General features: G+C 56.8%; 4 protein-coding genes. 2 read left to right on the top strand and 2 right to left on the bottom strand.

All coding sequences use genetic code 11. From position 1 onward, the window contains the following. The coding region (locus BMY36_RS20375; RefSeq protein WP_139194159.1) for a hypothetical protein at positions 1-865 on the top strand (865 nt) is incomplete at its 5' end. A gap of 414 nt (positions 866-1,279) precedes the next feature. Here the strand turns inward: BMY36_RS20375 and BMY36_RS20130 are convergent. Together BMY36_RS20130 and BMY36_RS18840 are read right to left on the bottom strand one after the other, a co-directional pair. Continuing rightward, complete coding sequence (locus BMY36_RS20130) at positions 1,280-1,432, bottom strand: hypothetical protein (RefSeq protein ID WP_156215304.1); 153 nt, start codon at positions 1,430-1,432, stop codon at positions 1,280-1,282. Positions 1,433-1,477: 45 nt separating this feature from the next. Beyond that, positions 1,478-2,050, bottom strand: a complete 573-nt coding sequence (locus BMY36_RS18840; protein WP_336469884.1) for a type IIL restriction-modification enzyme MmeI — start codon at positions 2,048-2,050, stop codon at positions 1,478-1,480. Between BMY36_RS18840 and BMY36_RS18845 the strand changes: the two genes are divergently transcribed. Beyond that, positions 1,992-2,603 (top strand): P-loop NTPase family protein, encoded by a 612-nt coding sequence (locus BMY36_RS18845; protein WP_050521228.1) that lies wholly within the window; start codon positions 1,992-1,994, stop codon positions 2,601-2,603. The two genes, BMY36_RS18840 and BMY36_RS18845, sit on opposite strands and share 59 nt — an antisense overlap. The last annotated feature ends 680 nt before the right edge of the window (positions 2,604-3,283 follow it).

Below are 3,283 nucleotides of genomic sequence, written 5' to 3' on the forward strand. Positions count from 1 at the left end.
AGCCGTTCGCTGGCAGTTGGTTATTGAGGCATACATCAAATCCAAAGGCTACGCGATGGGCACTCTGGTCGCCTTTTCAGGTGAGGTGAACGACCCGCAAAGTGGCCCCGAACCCTTCAGCGAAACCAGCAAAACGCTGAACCCCGGACTCAATGGGCGCGACATACGGGACCCGGAATGGCTGCGCAAGAACCCGGACCGCGTCGGGCGTGTCCGTGTCCTGAAACAACGCGGGACGCGGGACAAGGTTCTGTTGTTGGTGTTCAGGGTCGAAGACGCGGACGCGCCGGACGGCTGGACGGTGGGCCATTACATCGCGGACAAGGCCACCCAGCCGAACCCAAACCATCGCGGCGTCCGCGTCGGTGATTTGCTTGCGCAGACCCGCCCCGGCGTCCCGCATCCACGCCGCGTCCGCTGTCCGGTCCACCTGCGTCCGCTGGTATTGCCACCGCAGCCAATCGGCTTGCGCGGGGTACAGCCCGCCCACGTCCACGCCCAGCGCCGGCGCGGCGTCCCAAAAAGCACCCTCACGCGCGCCCAAATCAATGGTTTCCCCCGGCAGGGACGGATTTTTCTTCCAACTGTTTATCAGTTGATTGCGGGCGCGGCGGGCCTCTGCGCGGGCAAACTCTGCCAGGGCTGGTCTTCCCGGTTTGCATTTGGCGCAGTTGCGTGTTCCGGTGGACCTGCATGGCGGTTGGGCCGCTATGCCGCAGGCAATGGCCTTTGCCTTCGGCAATGGGGATTTGTGTGCAAACCTGTCCCGTCCGCGTCCGCGCACCGCATTTCGGGGACAAAACACTGCCCCGCTGATGGATTTTTGCCGTCGCTTGGAAGTTCTCGCGCTGCGTTTCGGACTTAAAGCCGGGGGGTCTTTGCATGGGGTGGCTTTCTTATGAATGACAAGGCAGGCGCGTGTTTTATAGTATAACACAAACTTGCCCTGTTGCCATCACGCGCCAAAATTGCAGAATAGAGAACAACTACCTTAGGGGGCAATTATGCTTAGGCGTCTCGCAATTTTGTCAAATCTTGGGCTATTCGTTGCATTAGCCCTTTCAATTATAGATAACAGTGGTGCTAGGAATTTTGGCGAATTTTTTCAAATATCCTTGATTGCAGCCGCTTTGTGCCCCGCACTACCGTTCGCCCAAGGCAATCATAGCAAGTCAAGAACTTTCAACCTTTGAGTTGTTTCGGCTGATGATAAGAGCAAAGCTGCGCCGAGCCGCAGACGGTTAGGCCGCGATCCTGCCAAAAGCGTAGTTGTCGGGCCTTATAGCCCCAGAATTTTCTTCCCGGTTTTGACCATCGACGGCTCGTTGTTCTTCTCGCCCGCCTCAATCATTGCTTCACCCATAAGGCGCATTTTTAGGGACGGCGGATTGGTTGCGGGCTTTGGATCTTCGGCTGGCGTTTCGGGTTTCATGGGGTTTTTCCTTTATTGGTTGAGTAGGACGGGCCTGCGCTCCGTTTACTTGGCTTTTTGCGCCGCCTCTGCCGCCGCGCGCGATTGGTTTAGGTGGAACAGGCGGGATAGGATTTCATCTTCGGTCAATGCGCCGCCGCGCCAATCGTCGCCCCAACCGTAGGCGTCGGCCACGGCTTCGTCCAAGGCTTTGTGGGCGTGGTCCAGCCATGCGGGGCGGGCGTTGTAAAGGTTGGTTAGGGTGCGCTTTTTCAACTCTGCCGCCGCCGCGTCATTTACGGGCAAAAGGCGGTCTGGGTAGCCCGGAACCACCTCTGGCACCCGTTTGACCAGATCGGCGGGGTTCAACCAGTTTTCGCGCAACTCGTTCAACAGCGCGGCGGCGGCGGCAATGGCAACCGCGCGCGGGTCGGTGGCATAATCGGCGGCGGGGATATTGGGGGTCAGCCCTTCGGGAAAGGGGAAGGTTTCAAAGGTGGTGGAGGGGGTGTAGCGGGGCCTGTCCTCCAACGATGTTCCCATCCGCAGCGACCATAGTTCATGGAAGCGGGAGTGGAGGATGCCAAAGGTGGTGTCGTCGTCGCGGGCGATTGCTATGACCGTCTGGTGTAGCTGGATTGAGGTATCAACCCTAGATGACGGGCGAGGTGGATCTGCGTTGCGGGGTGTGGCGCGGTTTAATCGGTTGCTGGTGCCGATGACCGAGGCCGAGGGCGCGCAAACCGGGGTGGATGATTTTCGCCATTATTTTCGAATAGGCGAAGCTGAAAGCAACATTGCGCCCCCATCGTCGGATCGAAACCGCTGGTTTGAGAAAACCGGCATCCGGATTGCCAACGGGGAAAACGTTGCAACCATCCGACCTTGGACGTGGCCCAAAGCGTTTAGCGGTATCACAGTGAATGACACCTGCAAGGTTCGGGCCGCTATTGCAGACCGCGAAACGCCGCCGCGTGAAAGTAGCCAAGCGACTGACTGGACGGGCAAGGTGATTGCCAAGGTGCTGGGCCTTGATCTGACAAAGCCGTATGACAAAGCGCGAACTAAGGAAATTCAAAAGGAGTGGATAAAAACCGATGTTCTGCGGATTGAGCGGATGGCCTACGGCAACAAGGGCAAGGAATTCGATTTTGTCGTTGCGGGCGAGAATAATCCGGCGGTGCAAGAATGAAACTGCCCCCACCTTCCCCCACTTACCCCAACCTTTCCCCACCTTGCAAAATCCCACATTCCTACCCCCCACCCCCACCTTGTATAGGGGGGTGGGGGTGGGGAAGTTAGAATCGCCCTTAAATTCCCCCACCTTGCACATGGCATTGGCATTGGCATTGGCTCGGCACTGCAGAAAAGTACAAGTCAGTCCACACGACGATAGCGAAACAAAGCCTTAACCCGCCTCTGGCCCCTGCTTTGGCAATAGACGTTTCAGCCTCAGTCGGGAACACCGTGAACTCTGCAATCAAAATTGCCCGACTTTATGTTGGCGTTATAGAATTTGCCAAGTGAGGACGCACTGCGCCAATTAGACTCCCATATCCGAAACATGCGCAACACCGGATCATCCGTTACAGTAATTGCCAAGTCTTTGAGCATCTCAAGGCAATCAATCTGCCGGATCAAAGCAGAAGTTGGCGCTTAGGGGAAATCCAAGTGGTTGGCGAAGACCGCAGATCAACTTCTGATTTGTTCAGGTAGTGGTTATCGAATGCTTCTGATTAATGCTGCGTTGGGATGGCTAAGGTCACCGTCTAGGCAGCTTAGGCTCAAGTTTCAAGTGCAACACCCAGCGCCCATAGGGCATAGGATGTTGCGATGGACAAACGATACAAGCACCTCAACGGCGAGGAACGT

It is taken from the genome of Pseudorhodobacter antarcticus (assembly GCF_900110135.1).
Taxonomy (GTDB): Bacteria; Pseudomonadota; Alphaproteobacteria; order Rhodobacterales; family Rhodobacteraceae; genus Pseudorhodobacter; species Pseudorhodobacter antarcticus.

What these genes read in the sequence shown, in the direction of transcription:
- BMY36_RS18845 (WP_050521228.1), top strand. Translation starts at nt 1,992, where the DNA reads ATGCCAAAGGTGGTGTCGTCGTCGCGGGCGATTGCTATGACCGTCTGG.
- BMY36_RS20130 (WP_156215304.1), bottom strand. Translation starts at nt 1,432, where the DNA reads ATGAAACCCGAAACGCCAGCCGAAGATCCAAAGCCCGCAACCAATCCG.